General features: G+C 62.2%; 19 protein-coding genes and 1 tRNA gene. 2 read left to right on the plus strand and 18 right to left on the minus strand.

Annotated elements, in window-relative coordinates; translation table 11 throughout:
- Nucleotides 1-45: 45 nt before the first annotated feature.
- The 18 genes from clpB to ACOIX3_RS23335 all read right to left on the minus strand — a co-directional run bounded on the left by clpB (nt 46) and on the right by ACOIX3_RS23335 (nt 17,450).
- Complete coding sequence (gene clpB / locus ACOIX3_RS23250; RefSeq protein ID WP_420964446.1) at nt 46-2,658, minus strand: ATP-dependent chaperone ClpB; 2,613 nt, start codon at nt 2,656-2,658, stop codon at nt 46-48.
- A 50-nt stretch (nt 2,659-2,708) separates the two neighbouring features.
- Nucleotides 2,709-3,122: a thioesterase family protein gene (locus ACOIX3_RS23255; RefSeq protein ID WP_420964447.1), complete on the minus strand. Its 414-nt coding sequence runs from the start codon at nt 3,120-3,122 to the stop codon at nt 2,709-2,711.
- Nucleotides 3,123-3,125: 3 nt separating this feature from the next.
- On the minus strand, nt 3,126-3,722 hold the full coding sequence (locus ACOIX3_RS23260) for a superoxide dismutase (protein ID WP_420964448.1): 597 nt from the start codon (nt 3,720-3,722) through the stop codon (nt 3,126-3,128).
- Nucleotides 3,723-4,083: 361 nt separating this feature from the next.
- Entirely contained in the window at nt 4,084-4,476 is a 393-nt protein-coding gene (locus ACOIX3_RS23265; protein WP_420964449.1) for a hypothetical protein, read from the minus strand.
- Between the two features lie 615 nt (nt 4,477-5,091).
- The gene (locus tag ACOIX3_RS23270; RefSeq protein WP_420964450.1) at nt 5,092-7,128 is read right to left on the minus strand and encodes a sensor histidine kinase; all 2,037 of its coding nucleotides are present in this window, start codon (nt 7,126-7,128) and stop codon (nt 5,092-5,094) included.
- Nucleotides 7,107-8,495, minus strand: coding sequence for a sigma-54-dependent transcriptional regulator (locus tag ACOIX3_RS23275; RefSeq protein WP_229165124.1), 1,389 nt, complete (start codon nt 8,493-8,495; stop codon nt 7,107-7,109). Before ACOIX3_RS23275 ends, ACOIX3_RS23270 begins: the two co-directional genes overlap by 22 nt.
- 139 nt (nt 8,496-8,634) lie before the next feature.
- On the minus strand, nt 8,635-8,916 hold the full coding sequence (locus tag ACOIX3_RS23280; protein ID WP_420964451.1) for a chaperone modulator CbpM: 282 nt from the start codon (nt 8,914-8,916) through the stop codon (nt 8,635-8,637).
- The gene (locus tag ACOIX3_RS23285; protein ID WP_420964452.1) at nt 8,913-9,821 is read right to left on the minus strand and encodes a DnaJ C-terminal domain-containing protein; all 909 of its coding nucleotides are present in this window, start codon (nt 9,819-9,821) and stop codon (nt 8,913-8,915) included. The genes ACOIX3_RS23280 and ACOIX3_RS23285 overlap by 4 nt, the downstream gene beginning before the upstream one ends.
- Before the next feature lie 74 nt (nt 9,822-9,895).
- Nucleotides 9,896-10,072 carry a hypothetical protein gene (locus tag ACOIX3_RS23290; protein WP_420964453.1) on the minus strand — a complete coding sequence of 59 codons (177 nt, stop codon included), beginning with the start codon at nt 10,070-10,072 and terminating at the stop codon, nt 9,896-9,898.
- 141 nt (nt 10,073-10,213) lie between these two features.
- Nucleotides 10,214-11,365 carry a hypothetical protein gene (locus tag ACOIX3_RS23295; protein ID WP_420964454.1) on the minus strand — a complete coding sequence of 384 codons (1,152 nt, stop codon included), beginning with the start codon at nt 11,363-11,365 and terminating at the stop codon, nt 10,214-10,216.
- Nucleotides 11,366-11,424: 59 nt separating this feature from the next.
- The gene (locus tag ACOIX3_RS23300) at nt 11,425-11,922 is read right to left on the minus strand and encodes a DUF992 domain-containing protein (RefSeq protein WP_420964455.1); all 498 of its coding nucleotides are present in this window, start codon (nt 11,920-11,922) and stop codon (nt 11,425-11,427) included.
- Nucleotides 11,923-12,070: 148 nt separating this feature from the next.
- The gene (dnaK, locus tag ACOIX3_RS23305) at nt 12,071-13,969 is read right to left on the minus strand and encodes a molecular chaperone DnaK (protein ID WP_420964456.1); all 1,899 of its coding nucleotides are present in this window, start codon (nt 13,967-13,969) and stop codon (nt 12,071-12,073) included.
- Between the two features lie 191 nt (nt 13,970-14,160).
- A complete protein-coding gene (locus ACOIX3_RS23310) occupies nt 14,161-14,754 on the minus strand; it encodes an Hsp20/alpha crystallin family protein (RefSeq protein ID WP_420964457.1) in 594 nt (197 codons plus the stop codon).
- 169 nt (nt 14,755-14,923) lie between these two features.
- Nucleotides 14,924-15,541, minus strand: a complete 618-nt coding sequence (gene grpE, locus ACOIX3_RS23315; protein ID WP_420964458.1) for a nucleotide exchange factor GrpE — start codon at nt 15,539-15,541, stop codon at nt 14,924-14,926.
- A 57-nt stretch (nt 15,542-15,598) separates the two neighbouring features.
- Nucleotides 15,599-16,162 carry an HdeD family acid-resistance protein gene (locus ACOIX3_RS23320; protein WP_420964459.1) on the minus strand — a complete coding sequence of 188 codons (564 nt, stop codon included), beginning with the start codon at nt 16,160-16,162 and terminating at the stop codon, nt 15,599-15,601.
- 333 nt (nt 16,163-16,495) lie between these two features.
- On the minus strand, nt 16,496-16,660 hold the full coding sequence (locus ACOIX3_RS23325; protein ID WP_420964460.1) for a hypothetical protein: 165 nt from the start codon (nt 16,658-16,660) through the stop codon (nt 16,496-16,498).
- Between the two features lie 367 nt (nt 16,661-17,027).
- Nucleotides 17,028-17,112: transfer RNA gene (locus ACOIX3_RS23330), tRNA-Leu, on the minus strand.
- Nucleotides 17,113-17,204: 92 nt separating this feature from the next.
- Entirely contained in the window at nt 17,205-17,450 is a 246-nt protein-coding gene (locus ACOIX3_RS23335; RefSeq protein WP_021080574.1) for a FliM/FliN family flagellar motor switch protein, read from the minus strand.
- A 60-nt stretch (nt 17,451-17,510) separates the two neighbouring features.
- Between ACOIX3_RS23335 and lipB the strand changes: the two genes are divergently transcribed.
- Nucleotides 17,511-18,263 carry a lipoyl(octanoyl) transferase LipB gene (gene lipB / locus ACOIX3_RS23340; protein ID WP_420964461.1) on the plus strand — a complete coding sequence of 251 codons (753 nt, stop codon included), beginning with the start codon at nt 17,511-17,513 and terminating at the stop codon, nt 18,261-18,263.
- Nucleotides 18,264-18,291: 28 nt separating this feature from the next.
- Entirely contained in the window at nt 18,292-18,681 is a 390-nt protein-coding gene (locus ACOIX3_RS23345) for a hypothetical protein (protein WP_420964462.1), read from the plus strand.
- Nucleotides 18,682-18,688: the final 7 nt, after the last annotated feature.

Consider the following 18,688-nt stretch of genomic DNA (forward strand, 5'->3'; position numbering starts at 1 on the left):
GTCCTCGCTTCGCCCTGATGTCCGCCGCCGCCTCGGATCACGGCCTCAAATCATGACTTCATCGTCCTGGTCCGCGGTCGGCGCGACCTTGCCGTTGAAGGTGAGGCCGTCCTTGCCAGCCGAGATCTTGACCTGCGAACCGTCGCGTACATCGCCTGCGAGCAGCATCTCCGCCAACGGATCCTGCAGGTAGCGCTGGATGACGCGCTTCAACGGACGTGCACCGTATGCGGGGTCCCATCCCTTGTTGGCCAGCCAGTCCCGCCCCTTGGCGTCGAGAGACAACTCGATCTTGCGATCGTCCAAAAGCCGGCGAAGCCGCGCAAACTGGATTTCGACGATCCGGCCCATCTCATTCTTCTGAAGCCGATGGAAGAGAATGATGGCGTCGATCCGGTTGAGGAACTCGGGCCGGAAATGCGCCCGCACCATCGTCATGACCTGCTCGCGCACCGCGCTGGTTTTCTCGCCTTCTCCCTGGTTGACGAGCAGCTCCGCCCCGATATTCGAGGTCATGGTGATCAGCGTATTGCGGAAATCGACGGTGCGGCCCTGACCGTCGGTCAGGCGTCCGTCGTCGAGCACCTGGAGCAGGACGTTGAACACATCCGGATGCGCCTTCTCGATCTCGTCGAACAGCACCACCTGATAGGGTCGTCGACGTACCGCCTCCGTCAATACGCCGCCCTCGTCATAGCCGACATAGCCGGGCGGAGCGCCGATCAGCCGCGCGACCGAGTGCTTCTCCATGAACTCGGACATGTCGATCCGGACCATCGCCGTTTCGTCGTCGAACAGAAATTCCGCAAGTGCCTTGGCGAGTTCGGTCTTGCCGACGCCGGTCGGTCCGAGGAACATGAACGAGCCCATCGGGCGATTGGGATCCTGCAACCCTGCACGCGCGCGGCGCACCGCCGTCGACACCGCTCGCACGGCTTCGGCCTGGCCGACGACGCGCTTGGCGAGCGCCTCCTCCATGTGGAGCAGCTTCTCCCTTTCGCCTTCCAGCATCTTGTCGACCGGAATCCCGGTCCAGCGCGACACGACCTGCGCGATATTGTCCGCGGTCACCGTCTCGCCGATCGACGTGCTCTCGCTGGCTTCGACCGCGGCAAGCTTCTTCTCGAGTTCGGGGATCCTGCCGTAGGCAAGCTCACCCGCCTTCTGGAACGCGCCCTTTCGCTGGGCATTCGCTAGTTCGGTGCGGAGCCGTTCGAGCTCGCTTTTCATCTTCTGTGCGTCGGAAAGCTTACCTTTCTCCGCCTGCCATTTCGACGTCAGGTCGGCCGACCGCTTCTCGAGATCGCGCAATTCCGTCTCCAGCGTCTGCAGGCGGCTCTTCGAGCCGGCATCATTCTCCTTCTTCAGCGCCTCCTGTTCGATCTTCCGCCGGACGATCTCGCGATCGAGGTTGTCAAGCTCCTCGGGCTTGGAGTCGACCTGCATCTTCAGTCGGGCGGCCGCCTCGTCGACAAGGTCGATCGCCTTGTCCGGCAGAAAGCGGTCCGTGATGTAGCGGTTCGAGAGCGTCGCCGCCGCGACCAGCGCCGAATCCGAGATACGAACACCGTGATGGAGCTCGTACTTCTCCTTGAGACCGCGCAGGATCGAGATCGTGTCCTCGACCGTCGGCTCCGACACGAACACCGGCTGGAAGCGTCGCGCCAATGCGGCGTCCTTCTCGACATGCTTGCGGTACTCATCCAGCGTGGTGGCGCCGATGCAGTGCAGCTCACCGCGGGCCAGCGCCGGCTTGAGCAGGTTGGAGGCGTCCATCGCGCCGTCGGTCTTGCCGGCGCCGATCAGCGTATGCATCTCGTCGATGAACAGGATGATGCCGCCTTCGGCCGCCGTCACCTCGTTCAGGACCGCCTTCAGCCGCTCCTCGAATTCGCCGCGATATTTCGCACCGGCGATCAAGGCGCCCAGGTCGAGCGCCAGCAGCTTCTTATCGTTCAGGCTCTCCGGCACGTCGCCATTGACGATGCGCAGCGCCAGCCCCTCGACGATGGCGGTCTTGCCGACGCCGGGTTCGCCGATCAGAACCGGGTTGTTCTTGGTGCGGCGTGAGAGCACCTGAATGGTGCGGCGGATCTCCTCGTCGCGGCCGATCACCGGATCGAGCTTGCCGTCGCGCGCGGCCTGCGTCAGGTCACGGGCGTACTTCTTCAGCGCATCATAGGCGTTCTCCGCCGATGAGCTGTCGGCCGTGCGCCCCTTCCGCAGCGCGTTGATCGCGGCTTCCAGATTTTGCGGCGTGACGCCGCCATCCCTCAGAAGTCCGGCCGCATCGCTGTTTCGATCCGAAGCCAGGCCCTGAAGCAGCCGCTCGACCGTGACGAAGCTGTCTCCCGCCTTCTCCGCGGCCTGTTCTGCCGCGGTGAACACGCGGGCGGTCTCGGGCGCGAGATAGACCTGTCCCGCGCCGGCTCCCGACACCTTCGGGAGCTTGTTCAACGCCGCTTCCGTTGCCTTGAGGATCGCCCGCGAATTGCCGCCGGCACGGTCGATCAGGCCGCCCGCCAGACCTTCGCCGTCATCGAGCAGCACCTTGAGGATGTGAAGAGGCGTAAACTGCTGGTTGCCTTCCCGCGTCGCCAGCGACTGTGCCGACTGGATGAAGCCTCTTGCGCGATCGCTATATTTTTCAACATTCATGGAATCACCTCACACTGGCAACACCGGCGCATGCCGTCCTCGTTCCGATTTCATCGACCTGCCGGCGAACGCGCCCTTTTCGCTTCGAGATGCTGTTCCAATCGAGCGATATCGATCACCATGCGCTCATGGGTGCCGCTGCCGATCTCTTCGATTTCGTCATGCGCGGTCACCGCGAAGACCAGGCGCCGTCCATCGACGCCGGTGACTTCGGCCTCTGCGGTCACCCGCTGTCCCGCCGGCGTCGCGGCGATGTGTCGGACGTCGACTATCGTCCCGACCGCCGCCTCACCCGGTTCGAGATAGCTCCGGATGGCGTTGAGCGCCGCGTTTTCCATCGCAAGGATCATCACCGGCGTCGCGAGAACCGGTGGCAGCGTCGGGTCCTTGAACTGGTTGGCCAGATGTTGCGGCTTCACGTCGAGCGTGAAGCGGCCCTTTGCGCCGAGAGGCACCGGCTTCATGTTTCACACCGCCTTCTGGAACAGTTCCTCGACATGGTCCCAGTTCACGAGGTGATCGAGAAACGCCTTGATGTAATCGGGCCGGCGATTGCGATAGTCGATGTAGTACGAGTGCTCCCAGACATCGCAGCCGAGAATGGGTTTGGCGCCGTGCACGAGCGGACTTTCGCCGTTTGCGGTCTTCATCACGACGATCTTTCCATCCTTCACTGCCAGCCAGCACCATCCAGAGCCGAACTGGCCAACACCGGCCGCCACGAAGTCATCCCTCATCTTCTCGGTCGAGCCGATATCCGCGTTGATCCGCTTCTCGAGGCTGCCTGGAATCGCGCCACCGCCGCCAGGCTTCATCCACTTCCAGAAGTACGTGTGATTGAGATCCTGGCTCGCATTGTTGAAGAGCGGCGTACTTTTGCCGAAGGAGCCGACTACGACCTCCTCGAGGCTCTTGCCTTCCCATTGCGTGCCCTTGATCAGCGTATTGAGCGCGTTGACATAGGCCGCATGATGCTTGTCGTGATGATACTCGAGCGTTTCTTTCGACATGTAGGGAACGAGCGCATCATGGGGATAGGGTAGATCGGGAAGGGAAAACGACATGGGACTCTCCGGCTCATGATCTGCTGTGTGAGCGAACACCCGGGTTCTGTTATCGACATAGGCTCGACCGTTCATGCCGATAGTTGCGTATCGCGATCCGCCAGATTGCAATCGCGCCGATCCGACGGATACTTCCTCAGCAACCGACGTGCCAACTCAAACGGCGCGGAATATCAATACGTTACAGAGCGAGAAGCACGTACCCTTGGACAAGTTGTCGAGGTAGCCCGAGACAAACTGTCCGAGATGGCAGGAACCAGACGAAGCTCCAACAGTCTTGCGACGGCAAGCGACGCGGGGGCGAATCATTCGGCGCATCGGAAGCGGCCTTACAGCATCAATACGTGACCGGCAGGCCGTTCTACTTCTTCGGCCCGTACATCAGCTCCAGTGCTGCAAGGGCAGTCAGGATGTACCCGCCATCATTGTCCATATCGTCATCCGTGGAGAGATCAAATTCCCTCCAAACGCCATCAAGATTGCCGGCCCTTCTTTCGTTGATGACCTTGCTAGCCAGATCACTTATGGCGCCGAACTGCGCAAGGTCGTAGTGCAGGCCATCGGCATCGGAAAACAGACCGTGCTTGCGCAGGAACGCGGCCATCGGCATCGACGTTTCGCTGAGGTAGAAGAGCAGATCGCCTGCGTCCAAGGGACGATCCATCGCCTGGGGCACGAAGCCGGCCTGCTCGATGAGTTGCTTGGCGCATGATTGAAGATCGGTCGTGAGCTGGTTCAGCGATACAACAGGCATTGCGGATCTCCCCTATGAACACGGATCCTCGACCAGCCCGGGTTTGATCGGTCCCTGGCTCTAGGCGCCTGATCGGATAACGACGCGCGCACTCGGGTCTCTACTTGACCCTGCGGCCATGGAAGAACCCGGCATTCGTCGTGTTCTCACGAATATTGGCCGTTTCGCCTTGCTCCGCCGCGTTCTTCGCCTTTCCTTTCGGCTGCGGCCCGGCATTGGTGTCGGGTTCCGATCCGGTCCCTTTTGGACTCCGGTTGGCGGGCGGGACGGGTGGCATCTTGTTATGACGTGACATGGCGGCAACTCCCTTTGAAGACAACGGATCGTGACTCCTGCCGATATCGTGGGAGATCGAGCAACTGATGTGCCAAATCGAATCGGCAACGAAATCAGCCTCATAGCGTGACAGTTCTCATCGGGATAAAGACAATTTGTCAGTGCCAGGCCAGACAAACTGTCCGGCGAATTTGTTCGTCGAAATCCTCCCTTGTAATGGACCCATCGCGCGACGCAGTTCGCGCCACGCCGCTTTCACGCGTCTAACGCTGCACCACGGCGAATCGTTGCACCGCGATCGCCTTGACCTCGAAAGGTCGGGCAAACCATCTCTCGCGGTCAGCCGGGAGCTTCTCGCAGCCAGACGGAAAAGGTCGTGCCCTTTCCCAATTCGCTTTCGACCGAGATCCTACCACCTTGTCGGGTCACGAGCATCTGGCTAATTGACAGCCCGAGGCCGGTACCTTCCCGCCTCTTGGTCGTGAAGAAGGGATCGAATATCCGTTGCATGATATCGGGCGTCATGCCGGCGCCGGTGTCGCCGACCTCGATCACGACGCCACGACGGAGACCTTCCTGGCGATCAAACGTCCGCAGCGCAAGTCGTCCGCCGTCGGGCATTGCGTGAATCGCATTGACGATCAGATTCACAAGCACCTGCTGAAGCTCGGTCCTGTTCATCGAAATCGGGCGCGATGCGCGATACTCCCTGTCGACGGTGATCGTCGTCTTGTTCAGCAGGTGTTGCACCAGCGGCAACGTATCGTTCACGATCTCATCCGGCTGATACTGCTCCACGAAGCCCGCGTATTCCTGCGGCTTGGCGAATTGAAGCAGTCTGGTGACGATCTCGCTGATCCGTCGCAACTGCTCGTCGATGAGCCGGAACTCGGTCTTCGCGGCATCGACCTTGCTACCCATCAGGTCGCGGATGACTTCGAGATTCCCCTGCACGACGGCGATCGGATTGTTGATCTCATGCGCGATGCCGGCGGTGATTTCACCGATCGCAGCAAGCTTCTCCGACATGATGAGCTGCTTCGTGGTTGCCTCCAGCTGCTGGTTGGCGAGTTGCAGCTTGCTGGTACGCTCCTCGACGCGCTGATTGAGCTCCTCATTCCATTGCCGCAGCTGGGTATCGCGCTCGTGAAGCTGGTCGAGGAGCCGATCGAGGTGGAGCGCGACCCGACCGATCTCGTCCTGATCGCCGGCATGACCGGTTCGAGCATCGAGCTCACCCCGTTCGACCCGGGCAATTGTGCCTGTCATGCTCTCGAGAGGACGGAAGATCGCCGCGGCCCACCTCAGAAACAACGGGACAGTCGCGGCAACGGCAACCAGGAAAGCAACCGCGATCTCGATCAGCGTCCGGCGCTTCGCTTCGGTGAAGGGCTTTTGAAGGAAGCCGGCATAGAGCATGCCCACGCGATGATTGTAGCTATCGAGCAGCGGCTCATAGCCCGAGACATACCAGTCGTTGACGACGAATGCACTGTCGAACCAGCTGCCGCCGTCGTCGAGGACGGCCTTGCGGACCGCCGCCGACACACGGGTGCCGATCGCACGCTGCGTCTCGAACAACTCCACATTGGTGCTGATCCGCACGTCATCGAGAAACAGGGTGACAGTCCCACGGCTCTCCTGAGGCAGGCCCAGGCCATGATAGATCAGATCGTTGATCGTATCGACGAAGGCGAGATTCTGATTCAAGAGGATGCCGCCTACCAGCGCAGCACGCCGACCGTCGGGCAGCATCAGGGGGTTGGCGGACTGAAGGATCAGGCCGCGCGTTTCCTCCGCCTTTGTGCTCGGAGCGCTTCCGACCGTCGGAACGAGATCGATTCGTGCCCGTCGCGCGAGATCAGGCGATACCGCCGAAAGCTCGGCCGCCTCGAAAACGTCGATCGCCGTCCTTGCGTGCCCTTCAAGCGCGGTGCTGATGACCGGCCAGTTCCAACGGACGGAGGCCGACGCGAGCGGATATTCGCTTGCCACGATATGTCCGCCGTCGGCGACGATATAGAGGAAGTCAAACCCGCGGGCTTGCGCCGTTTCCCTGAGAAGCGCCGCAAGATCGCCGTCAGAACCACCTTGCTTTCGCAACGTCGTCTGAAACCGCGCGGAGCCGGTGACGAAAGCCAACTGGTCTTCCGTATTCTCCATGATGCGAGCGAGATATTGGTGCGCGATGGTCAGATCATCGTGGACCTTGGAGAGCAGCGCCTCGTCGAATTTGGTGTTCCAGCGATAGATGCTGATCCCCAGCAGTAGCGGGAGGATCACGAGCATCGGCACGAGAGCAATCGCCAGCAATCGATGGCGAACCGAGCGTCGATTGCTCATCGAGCGAACAGCTATACTTTCCAGCTTGCGCATTTGCGGTCGACCGTCTTGCGCGAGATGCCAAGCCGCCGCGCGGTTTCGTCGCGATCGCCGCCGGTCTCGCGAAGGATAGCCAGGATATGGCGCCGCTCCACTTGAGCAAGACTCTCCCCGCCGCTCTCGCCGTGATCAAGGGCTCTCTCGAAATCCTCCGGGAAGGTTCCGAGGATGATGGTCCGCTCGATCAGATTGCGCAGCTCCCGGATGTTCCCGGGCCACTCGTAGTGCGTCAGGGCCGCGCGCACCCGCTCGCCCATGGGCACGGCAGGCATGCCGAGCTGCTGGGAAATATCGCGCATGAATATTGCGGCGAGCTCAAGGACGTCCTCGCCGCGGTTTCGAAGCGGCGGCATGCCGATCTGCATGATATTCATTCGGAAGTAGAGATCAGCGCGGAAACTGCCGGCCTCGACCCGGCTTGGCAGATCGGCGTTGGTGGCGAAGACGAATCGGGCGTCGAAAGGGACCTCTCGTTCCGCCCCGACGGGACGCACCCGACGGTCTTCGAGAACGCGCAGCAACTTGCTTTGCAGCGTATAGGGCAATTCGCCAATCTCATCGAGAAAGACGGTCCCGCCCTGTGCGTGCATGAACAGGCCCTCGCGAGCCCGTCCTGCACCCGTGAACGCTCCCTTGAGATGGCCGAACAGCTCGCTCTCGATCATATCGGCTGGAATCGCGCCGCAATTGATCGGCACGAAGAGCTTGTCGGCGCGATTGGAGAGCGAATGAAGCGAGCGGGCGGCAACCTCCTTGCCGGTTCCTGATTCGCCGGTAAACAACACCGGCGTCGGCAACGGAGCAACTCGCGCGATGATATCGCGCACCTGTTGGATTGCGCCCGACTGACCCAGTAGCTTGTTACGTAGGAACGTTTCGTATGAAGCGGATGTCAATTCATGCCGCAGCACGTAGTTCTCTCGCTGCAGCCGCGTTCGATCCAGGCATCGGGCCACGGCGTTGAGCAACTGATTGGAACGGAAGGGCTTGATAACGAAATCGACGACACCGGCCCGCAAAGCCACGATGGCTGTATCGAGGTCGGCGTAGGCCGTCATCAGAATCACATCGGCGAAGAAGCCGATCGCCCGTTGTTCGGCAAGCCAATCGAGACCCGCTTTCCCGGGCATGACGTTGTCAAGGATGACCACATCGAAATGCCGGCTGTCGAGCTTGCGCGACGCCTCCTTGGCATCCGCCGCCTCCTCGATCAGCTTGCAACGCGGCCGCAGAATCTTGACGAGAAAGTTGCGGATGCCGGGCTCATCATCGATGACTAGTATCGACGCCTGCGAGAGCCAGGGGCCGAACTCCGGGCCGCCGACGGGTTCGACAACTTCCTGGGTTGAATCCTCCGACATTCGGCCTTCTCCTGACGCCGCCTGTACCCTAACAGGGGACAGGCCCGAGAACCACAGCATCACACCCGCGCAAAAGCCCGTTTCAACGCGATCGCACGCCGGCGCCGACCTGTATTCCGGCCACCGGCCATGGTGAGGACTAGCTCGCCTCTCCGCTGACCTCATCATGCAGCCGCGCAAGGACCCGCCGCATGCCATGAAGTTGGTCCACCAGATGAAGCACCACATCGATGCCTTCGTCGTTGACACCCATTCCGGCCGCAAGATCCTGAATGAAGCGCGCGCGGGCGACGTCGCCCTCGGTGAATGTCATCCCGGTGATGGTCCGCTCGGGGATCAGCCACTCCTGCTCGAGCCAAAATTCCAAGGTCTGCCCCCGGACACCGGAAGCGATCAGAAACTCCTGCCTGCTCATGATCATGATGCACCGCCTTCGCGCGGGTTGAATTCCTGGCCCTCGCCCCATCCCGACACGAAAGCCTCAAGCTCCGGGTCCGGCGAATTCGGCAGGACGATCTTCAGCTTCACGAGCTCATCGCCACTGCCGCCGCCGTGCCGCGGCGCCCCCTTTCCGCGCAGGCGAAGCGTCGTCCCGGTATTCGATCCCTTCGGGACCGACATGGTCACTTCGCCGGTCGGCGTCGGGACGCGCACCCGCCCGCCCAGGACGGCTTCGGACAGCGAGATCGGCAATTCCAGCGAGATGTTGTCGCCGTCGCGCGTGAAGCGCCGGTCGGGCAGGACTTCCACATCGATCAGCGCATCGCCGGGCCCGCCCTTGCCGATGCCGGGCGCACCCTTGCCCTTCAGACGCAGGACCTGGCCGTCGACCAGCCCGGGCGGGATCTTGACGTCCAATGCACCGCCGTCCGGCAAGGATATGCGCTTGTTGCCACCCGTGATCGAATCGACAAAATCGATCGCGAGCCGATAATGCAAATCTGCGCCGCGACGGTTCGCGCGTGCCCGCTGACTGCGCTTGAGAAGCTCAGCGAACGGGTCCTCGCCGTCCATGAAATCGGCGAAGCCGGCGCCGTTGGTGTAGGGATGACCGTCGTCCGCGCCGGCGAAATCCCGGTAGAAGTGATGTTGCGGCTGCTCCGCGCCCGACGCGTCGATCTCTCCATTGTCGAACCGCTTCCGCTTCTCGGCATCGCCAAGCAGATCATAGGCGCCCGCAACTTCCTTGAACTTCTCTTCGGCCTTCTTGTCGCCGGGGTTGAGATCCGGATGAAGCTTCTTCGCCAGCTTACGATACGCCTTCTGAATGTCGGCGGCGGAAGCCGACGGTGAGACGCCGAGCACATCGTATGGGTTGGTCGCCATTTCAGCTCTCCCGGCATCTGGACGTCAGCATGGCGTCACGGCGAGCTGCGGCGCTGTTCGATCGCATGTTGACGCTACGCGACATGGCCCGGGTCCACATATCCTGGATAATTCTTGGTCTGCTGCGGCGTCATTCGCGCCGGATCCGGCGCGCCCGGCACGCCGCGCGGGCCGAGCCTGGCTCGCGCGATGTCATCCTCCGTCAAGCGCGGCTTGCCGTCGTCAAGCTGTCCATTGCCCCCGTGATCCATTGCCGTGGCACTCCATCATCCGGCCAAAGCTTTGCAGCCGATATTCAATTCAAGCAGCCGAACGGCTCTCGTCCCGGCACACGTCACTCGCCGAGCACCGCGCAGCAACGCATGAATCGAACGTGCCGGTCCCTCGATTCCCTAGCGTTGCTCCGGCCTCCGCTCTTCGTCTCGTGGCCGCTCTGCAGGAGAAGCGCCGCGCAACGGAACGCCCTGATCGCCTCTCGGCTCGGATCTCATCCCCGGTTCGGGCCGTCGCTCCGTTTCAGGCCCGGGCTTCCTCATCGGCTCTGGTCTGGCCATTGGCGCGGCTTGCGGCTCCCGGACTGTCCGCGGCTCACGCATCTCCTCGCGAGGCGGCTCCCTGCGCTCCTGCCGCGGCTGCGGCTCAGTCCGCGCGTGATCGTCTGGGGCAATCGGCCTTGCCTCACGCTGTTCGCGGTCATTTTCGAGGTTGGGAGCAACCTTCCGCTCCTCCGAACCCGGTGCATTGCGCTCGACCGGAGAGACCTGCGGCGGGCGCCTCGTCGCGTCGACGGGGACGTCTTTCAATTCAGGCCTCGCGACCGGCGTCTCTTCGACAGGACGCGATCGGACGATACCGGGTCCCTTGAGATCCCCGGCACGAGCGGTTGCGGCGACGGGCGGCCGACCGCTGTTCTCTCGCTGAAACAGGCTGCGATCGCGCGTCGCTATCTCGACATGCCGGCGCTGCTCCGGTGTCGGAGCAAAATGCGGTTGCCTGGCGATGGACCGGTCGACCGCGGTAGGACGAGCCTCAATGCCGCCTCGGCCGCCGTTGTAGCTGACATTGGTCACCGTCTGATTGACGACGATGTTCTGCTGATAGACGTTCCTGACTGACACACCTCGGAGGTTGTTGACGGTGCTGTTGTAGAAGAATTGGCCGCGATCCCATCGTCCGCCCTCATAGCCGGCGCCGGAATAGCCAAAACCGTAGTTGATGCCGCCATAGAAACCGACATGCTCTCCCCAGTAGCCGGGATGGAAAACGTAGCCGCCTGCAAACCAGGCCCAGTAGCCCGGGGTCCACAGCAAGCCGGCGCGCGGCGGAAGAACCCAAGTGCCTGGCACCCAGGCGTAGTCGCCTTCATACTCATCCCATGACCAATAGCCCGGCGACCAGAGATAGCCGGGTCCCGGCAGGGCCGGCTGCTCATAGGCGGGCAACGGCGGCGGCGGTTGCTCCACGGCCATGACAGGCGCACACGCCGCCTCCTGCGCAGCGGCCGGCGCAAGCATTGCGCACGGACCGCCGAGCAGCGCGATCACGATGACGGCGCGAGATGCGGTTCCGAAAAAGCGTATCGCCATCCCAGACGTCCTCCGCGTCATCGCCCCGGTTGCAACGTGAGGCTCTCGACGCCAGCCGCGATGATCACGCCGGTCGACGCCTGAACACTGAGCGGTTGCAGCGCGATGCTGTTGTTCGAGCCGCCCAGCAGCACGTTTCCGCCCACCCCCACCACGGCTGCCGCCATGGCGTCGACCCCGACATAGGTGCCGGCAAGGTCGCCGCGACCGGGCTGCACCACGGGCGCGAACACATTCCAGGCAAGCGCCGTGGTCTCCGTGAAGCCGATATCGAGGCCGAGCTTCTGCATTGTCGCAACGTAGTAGTCTTCCGGCATTCCGTTGATCCGCAAGACACATCGAAGATTGACCACAGCCCCCACGAGGAATCCGACGGTCGCGCCGCCGAGGCACTCGAGCACGCCGACTTGCACCTTCTGTGTCGGTTGCGCCGATTGTTGCGCAAGGCCGGGCGACGCAAGCGCGCTCAGCATGGTGGCAGCAATAACGATGGTAAGACCCCGATGACGTCGCATGAGAAACCCCCTTTGTGAGTTGGAAGACGATGCCTTCTGGGCATCAAGGATAGAGCCTGAGTGATCCGATCAAGGCGGTCCGGGCAATTCGCATCGCCCGGACCAGCCGACATTTGTGTATGCCGGGAGGCCCCCGGCCGCAGCCCCGCTACATCGACTTCTTCTCGTCGTCGCCGATCTCCGTAAACTCGGCATCGACGACGTTGCTGTCATCGTGACCCGGGCCGGCGCCGGACGTCCCATGCGGCGCAGCGTGGATGGCCTCACCGAGCTTCATCACGTTCTGCTGGAGCACGCTCGCCTTGCTGGTGATCGCGGCCGCATCATCGCCTTTCAGCGCCTCGCGCAGATCCGACATGGCGTTCTCGACCGCACGACGGTCCGTGTCGGAAAGCTTCGAGCCGTGCTCGGCGACCGTCTTTTCCGCCGAATGCAGCAGCGCCTCCGCGGTGTTCTTCGCCTCGACGGCTTCCTTGCGCTTCTTGTCTTCGACCGCGTGCGCCTCGGCCTCCCTGATCATGCGATCGATGTCGGCTTCGGAGAGGCCGCCGGACGCCTGGATCTGGATGCGCTGCTCCTTGCCGGTCGCCTTGTCCTTTGCCGAGACATTGACGATGCCGTTGGCATCGATGTCGAAGGTCACCTCGATTTGCGGCACACCGCGCGGCGCCGGGGCAATGCCCATCAGGTCGAACTGCCCGAGCAATTTGTTGTCGGCGGCCATTTCGCGCTCGCCCTGGAAAACGCGAATGGTCACCGCATTTTGATTGTCTTCGGCCGTCGAGAACACCTGGCTCTTCTTCGCCGGAACGGTGGTGTTTCGCTCGATCAGGCGCGTAAACACGCCACCCAGCGTCTCGAGACCAAGCGACAGCGGCGTGACGTCCAGCAGGAGGACGTCCTTGACATCACCTTGCAGCACGCCGGCCTGGATGGCCGCGCCGATCGCAACGACCTCGTCGGGGTTGACACCCTTGTGTGGCTCCTTCCCGAAGATCTTCTGCACGATCTCCTGGATCTTCGGCATCCGAGTCATTCCGCCGACCAGAACGACCTCGTTGATGTCCTGGGCCTTGAGCCCCGCGTCCTTGAGGGCATTGAGGCAGGGCTCGATGGTCCGTTGCACGAGATCGTCGACCAGGGATTCGAACTTCGCGCGGGTCAGCTTGACCTGAAGGTGCTTGGGACCGGTTGCGTCGGCCGTGATGAACGGCAGGTTGATCTCGGTCTGCGTCGTGGTCGAGAGCTCGATCTTGGCCTTCTCCGCGGCTTCCTTGAGGCGCTGCAGGGCGAGGTTGTCCTTGCGCAGATCGATGCCCTGCTCCTTCTGGAACTCGTCGGCCAGGTAGTTCACGAGCCGCATGTCGAAATCTTCACCGCCGAGGAACGTGTCCCCGTTGGTGGCCTTGACCTCGAACACGCCGTCACCGATGTCGAGAATGGAGATGTCGAACGTACCGCCGCCGAGATCGTAGACCGCGATCTTGCTTTGCTTCTTCTTCTCCAGACCATAGGCGAGCGCTGCGGCCGTCGGCTCGTTGATGATGCGCAGCACCTCCAGGCCTGCGATCTTGCCGGCATCCTTGGTCGCCTGCCGTTGCGCGTCGTTGAAATAGGCGGGGACGGTGATGACCGCCTGCGTGATCTTCTCGCCAAGGTTGGCCTCTGCGGTCTCCTTCATCTTCTGCAGGATGAACGCCGATATCTGCGACGGCGAATAGGACTTCCCGCCGGCCTCGACCCAGGCATCGCCGTTGGAAGCCTTGATGATCGTGTAGGGAACGAGCTTCTTGTCCTTCTCGACCATCGGATCGTCATAGCGACGGCCGATCAGGCGCTTCACCGCGAAGATGGTGTTGGTGGGATTTGTCACCGCCTGGCGACGTGCAGGCTGACCCACGAGGCGCTCGCCGTCGCTCGTGAACGCCACGACCGACGGTGTTGTGCGCATTCCTTCCGCATTCTCAATGATGCGCGGGTTCTTGCCGTCCATGACGGCAACGCAGGAGTTCGTCGTTCCGAGATCAATACCGATTACTTTTCCCACTGTCGCACCCTCCTGTTTTTGCTGTTTCGCTGTTCTTCACCGAACTGGTGCAGGTTGCTCGCCTGACCACCATTCCGGCGCGGCGAAGCTATCGGCGTCCAATGCGTGTGCGTGTCGTTCGTCGATATGGCAGGCGCAATGGCCAGCAAGGCCTGGCGCAGACCCGCTCGATCTCCAGCACGATGCACGTCTCATGACGCCTTCGGCTTCGGATCGGCATTGTACGCCACTTCCGGTGCGGCCGCGCCGGCTTTGTTCCGGTCCGGCGCCGGCGCCTCGCCGCCCTGCGCGGCAGCTTGAACGGGTATTCTGCGGACGTATTCCTTCTCCCTGTTGATCGGCAACGTCACCGTCAGAACGCCATTGTCGAAGTCGGCCTTCATCTTGTCGGTGTCGACCGAATAAGGCAGGCGCAACGTGCGGAGCAATGTGCCGTGGCTACGCTCGAGGACGTGGAAGCTCTCCTTGTCGTCCGCCCTGTCCGGCGTCTTCTCTGCGCGAATGGTGAGGATGTCGTCGACGAGCGTAACGTCGATGTCCTCCGCCCTCACGCCGGGTAGGTCGGCGCTGATCCGCATCTCGCCATCGGTCTCACTCACATTGATGCTGGGCATAAAGGGGCCCTGCTGATCGACGTTGGGACGCGACTGATGATGAAGACGGCCATGCAGGAAGACCTCACCAAACAGCCGATTGATCTCGTGATGGAGCGAATGGAAGGGAGCTTCGATATCACGCTGAATCAGAACGCCTGATCGAACAGGTCCGGTGGAATTCGGCGCCATCATTCTCTCCCTGTAAGACGACGGACTCTTTGATCGGGGCTCTTCTTTGCAACGGGCATGCCATCCCCTGCAGCCAGCGGTAACAACGACTTAGAGGCGCATCGATCGCGACGGCGGACATTTTGTCTCTGCCGTGCAGGACAAGTTGTCGGTGGAGCGGGATGGATTTTCATGCCCCACTCGCGATGCCGACCTTCGCGGGACGCAATACGCGAGAGCCGATCGCGTAGCCCGGCTGCAGAACCTTCATCACGGTGCCGCGCGGTACGGACGGATCCGGCACCTCAAACAATGCCTCGTGGAGATTGGGATCGAACCGCTCGCCGAGGGGATCGAGCTTCCTGATGCCGTGCTTTTCCAATGCGCGCAGCAACTCCTTCTCGGTGAGGCCGACACCTTCAACCAGAGTCCTCAGCGCCGCCTCCGGTTCCCGGACACTGGCGGGGATACTGGCAATGGCTCGCTCCAAGTTATCGGCCACGTTGAGCATGTCGCCAGCAAATTTCGTGATCGCGTATTGGCGCATGTTGTCGAGGTCGCGCTCGGCGCGACGGCGCGTGTTCTCGACCTCGGCCAATGCGCGCAGCAAGCGGTCCTTGAGCTCGGCGTTCTCAGCGAGGAGCTGGGTGCGATCCTCCGACGAACGATCGCTTGCTACGGCTCTCCCGGAATCCGCCGCGCCCCCGGGGTCAGGCAGGGCATCGCTCGCGGTTGGCAGCGTGTGAGTCGAACTTGCCGGGCGATGTCCGTGCGGATCGTCGTCGGGTGGCCATTTTCGCTCCGTCATCTAGTCCTCCCTCGCAAGCGGACAGCGCTTTCCTGTCCTATTCAGCGGTGGTGCCAGCTAGGCTGCGCGAAACCGCAGGCCGAGGCCGACAAGCGCGCACCCCTGGAAAACGAGATCGATCGCCAGAACAAAGCCAAGCAACCACAGACTGTTGACCGGCCAGCCAAGCAAGAAAACGAGCCCTGCGATCGCGGTGACGACACCCGAGGCAACGATCCAGCCCCAGCCGTGGTCCGTTCGCGCCTGGAATCCGAGCCAGAGACGCGCAACGCCCGACGCGACCGTGAGCAGAGCCAGCATCAGCGTCAGAAAGACCGAGGCAAGCAGCGGATTCATCGATGTCACGACGCCGGCGGCCGTGTAGAGGACGCCGCTGAGCATCCACCACAGGAAGCCGCCCCAGCTCTTCACGCGGAGCGACTGCACGATCTGCATGACGCCGGCGACGATCATTCCCGCGCTCACGTAGTAGACCGTCACGATTGTCGCCAGGAGCAGGTTGCCGGCCGCGACAGCGCCGAGGACAATGAAGACGAGCCCGAGGCCGACGAACCAGCCCCACTTGGCGTGCACGTCCGCAAACGCGCGGGACAGCATGGACGTATGATTGGTGGTCGTCATAGGACCCTCCGAGAGTCGAACCGGCGAACCCGCTTCAGCCATGTGCAACCGGCACTCAGGCGTGAAGGCCTCCCGGCACAGCACACCGGAGCAACAGACATGCCAAGCAGGAAACCACGCTACGTCAGACGCTTGGTGGTTCGACCGCATTCACGAAGGACAATTTGTCCGCGCGCCACGGGACAGAATGTCGAGGGCAGGCCGCCGCTGGGGAAGCCTTGTGACGAGGAAACTGCGGTGGCTTGGCCATCAACCGCCAAAGGGCATATGCCGCCATCCCGGCACCTGGCCAGGCCGTAGCGAGGTCCGCTACCGCGGAAGACGTCTCAACAGTCAGTCTCTTGAGGGCTTCGGCTGAGTTTCACTCACAGGATCGGAGGCCGGAAACGTCTCTTCGAGGCCTTCTTCGAGCCGGGTCATTTTCATATCCGCCTCGATCGCCTTCTTGGGGTCTACCGCGAGCTTGTCGACGGGGGCAGGATCAAATGTTTTCTTCATGGACAGAGACCAGCGTAACCGGAATTGCACCTGATGCGCACGCCATTCGTTCCTTGGCACATCCGCAAGAGCGTCATTGAGCGCCCGTCGACGGCACCCTGCGCATGTCAATCTGGGAAGACCGCGTCGCGCTCCCGAACGAGAGACGGCCCCGCCGATTCCTACGCTGGGCTGCACTACAGCACTCTCGTGAGGAAGTAGTGGTTTTCCTTCGCTGGACCTTGGCTCAAAAACGGATGCGACGACAAGGACAGCGCTTGCCAGATCGAAACTGGAGATTGGTGATAAGTAACTACGAATTTTGCTGGGTCACAATGTGGGAGCAGGCCATTACGAAAACATTATTCGTATCAATGACTTATTCCTATGGTGCGCTCGGAGGGACTCGAACCCCCACGGTGTTACCCACTGCCACCTCAAGGCAGCGCGTCTACCAATTCCGCCACGAGCGCTAAGGATGTCGGATGGAACCCTAAGGCGCCGCCGCATCGAGGGGGCCATGTAACAAATCACGGATGCAGGGACAAGGCGCTTGATGCGTGAATTAACTGCGAACCCCGGGAGATTTCGGCAGCATCTGCTTGACCTCGACCGCAATCCGGTTGCGGTCGACCAGGACGACGCCGCTGGCCACCGGCAGGTTGTTGGCGAGGATCTTGACCTCGTCGGCCTCGGTGGCATCCAGTTCGATGATGGCGCCGCGGGACAGCCGCATGACCTGGTGAATCGGCATGGTGGTCGTGCCGAGGACCACCATGAGATCTACGCTGACTTTATCAAGCGTGGGCACTTCTGAACCACCGAACGGGAACTAAATTGTGGGTTCACCTGACCACGTTAGGGTTAGCTAATGGTTAACGACCGCCAAAGCCTCGATTTGACGACCTTTGCGCGCCCTTCGGGCGGCGAAGCGGTCGAATGGCGGATCTCGGACCGTCCGGTGCCCTACCCCGATTCGCTCGCCGAGATGGACGCAAGGGTGGCGGCGATCGCCGAGGGCTCGGCGCCGGAACTGGTGTGGCTGCTCGAGCATCCGCCGCTCTACACCTCCGGCACCAGCGGCAGGGCCGACGACCTGCTGGCTCCACGCTTTCCGACCTTCCAGAGCGGCCGCGGCGGCCAAGTCACCTATCACGGCCCGGGCCAGCGCGTTGCCTATGTGATGCTCGACCTGAAGCGGCGCCGGCCCGATGTGCGCGCCTATGTCGCCTCGCTGGAGGAATGGATCATCCGCACGCTGGCCGCCTTCAACGTCCGCGGCGAGCGCCGCGAGGACCGCGTCGGGGTCTGGGTGCGGCGGCCGGACAAGGGACCGGGCCATGAGGACAAGATCGCCGCGATCGGCGTGCGGCTGCGCCGCTGGGTCTCGTTCCACGGCATCGCGATCAATGTCGAGCCCGACCTTTCGCACTTCCAGGCGATCGTGCCCTGCGGCGTGGTCGATCCGCGCTACGGCGTGACCTCGCTGGTCGATCTCGGACTGCCGGTCACGATGGCGGATGTCGACATCGCGCTCCGGCAGGCATTTTCCGAGGTGTTCGGCGACGTAGATGCCGACCTGCCAGAAGCATCTACCCCACGCCACAGTGACGCTTCGGTTTAAGGCGCGCATCCAGGAGCCGAGCGATCGCATGTGGTTTGCAGGCACGGTCATCCTCGGAGCCCTTTGCGTGGCGGGCGCGATCGTGGCGCTTATGCGCGTGCGAGGAGAGGTCCGGTTCAAAACCTATGACGAAGTCAATGTCGTCCAGCAATTGATGCTCTGGTCTGCGCAAAAGCTTTCCGGCCGCGAGGGCCAACGCCTCGCAGCCAAGGCGTCGACGCTCAGCACCGACCAGATCGTGGCCCTGCAATCGATCTCGAGGGATGATCTGGCCGCGCTTGCTCCCTTCATTGATGAATGGATCGCAGGTCACTTGCCTCCGCAGAACTTGCCGGCCGAATATGAGGATTTTCGACCGCGAACCCTGCTGGGATTCAAGCACCGGCTACAATCCGAAGGGCTGTGGCCGGAGCGATGAACTGATA

The sequence above is a fragment of the Bradyrhizobium sp. B120 genome, from assembly GCF_049075665.1.
Lineage (GTDB): Bacteria > Pseudomonadota > Alphaproteobacteria > Rhizobiales > Xanthobacteraceae > Bradyrhizobium.